Origin of the sequence: Stenotrophomonas nitritireducens (assembly GCF_001431425.1) — a bacterium.
GTDB classification, from domain to species: domain Bacteria; phylum Pseudomonadota; class Gammaproteobacteria; order Xanthomonadales; family Xanthomonadaceae; genus Stenotrophomonas; species Stenotrophomonas nitritireducens.
This window is the reverse complement of sequence record NZ_LDJG01000078.1, coordinates 1-812: the sequence shown is the minus strand read 5'-3', so window position 1 is coordinate 812 and position 812 is coordinate 1. Positions and strand designations below refer to the sequence as shown.

Below are 812 nucleotides of genomic sequence, written 5' to 3'. Positions count from 1 at the left end.
GACGCAGGCCGCTGCCTGCGGCAGCCGGTCGCACAGCAGACCATGCAGCAGATCCGCGCTGCGGGCAGTGCCCACGTCGTGTCGGTGGAGACTGAGCGTGTCCGCGAAGGCCCGCCGCTGCCGTTCGACCTGGGCACCTTGCAGGAAGTGTGTTCCAAGCAGCTTGGGCTGGACGTGCAGGAAACCTTGGAGATTGCCCAAGCCCTGTACGAGACGCACAAGGCCACGACGTACCCCCGCTCGGACTCCGGCTACCTGCCCGAGAGCATGTTTGCCGAAGTGCCCACCGTTCTCGACAGCCTGCTCAAGACCGATCCCTCGCTGCGCTCGATCATGGGCCAGCTCGACCGCTCGCAGCGCTCGCGCGCCTGGAACGATGGCAAGGTCACGGCGCACCACGGCATCATCCCGACGCTCGAACCGGCGAAGCTCTCCGCCATGAGCGAGAAGGAACTGGCCGTGTACAGGCTCATCCGGTCGCATTACTTGGCGCAGTTCCTCCCTCACCACGAGTTCGACCGCACTGTGGCCAAGTTTTCGTGCGGGGGGCAGAAGTTCGTGTCAATTCTACACATCTGACGCTGCCGACGATGCCCCTTGGGTAGACCCCGCTGGAGGACACATCACCACAGAGAAGACGAATTCATAGAGAGGGAGGAATGCCGTCACGTAATGCAACCGGATGCGCCTGTACCTGACTATTCTATCCAACCGACGATGCAGACGATAGCCATACTGTAGCCTTCGCTTATACACCAATACACACCAAAACAAGAATTCTCATCTCTATCAATATGACATGTACTATACAA

The 812-nt window shown here is 59.9% G+C and carries 1 pseudogene; it reads left to right on the top strand.

The window, feature by feature from the left end:
• Positions 1 to 567: pseudogene (locus tag ABB22_RS17495) on the top strand (DNA topoisomerase); the annotation flags it as partial.
• Positions 568 to 812: the final 245 nt, after the last annotated feature.